General features: G+C 51.9%; 1 protein-coding gene. It reads right to left on the bottom strand.

Annotated features, from left to right (window positions below; translation table 11 throughout):
* A partial coding sequence (locus SB753_RS40565) for a hypothetical protein (protein WP_410805613.1) occupies window positions 1-243 on the bottom strand: 243 nt, incomplete at both ends.

The following is a 243-nucleotide window of genomic DNA, read 5'->3' as shown; positions in this document are numbered from 1 at the left end:
CGTAAGTGAAACATCAAAAAACAGCAGCAGCACTCCCGCCAATACCGCAATACTCGCTGCATACTGCGGGGTATAACCCCCTACAAAGATACGCTCCAGCAAAATGGCAAAAGGGACCGCGAAGAACAGCGACGTAATCAGCACTTCTTTGCGGGCAGGCTGCTCACTGGCGGAGATAGGGCGAAGATCGTGACGCGTGGCATAGGCATTGATGCCTACCCAGACCGTAAAAAAATACAGTAG

This window comes from Paraburkholderia sp. SIMBA_053 (assembly GCF_046534895.1).
Taxonomy (GTDB): Bacteria; Pseudomonadota; Gammaproteobacteria; order Burkholderiales; family Burkholderiaceae; genus Paraburkholderia; species Paraburkholderia caledonica.
This window is presented reverse-complemented; position numbering and strand designations above follow the sequence as displayed.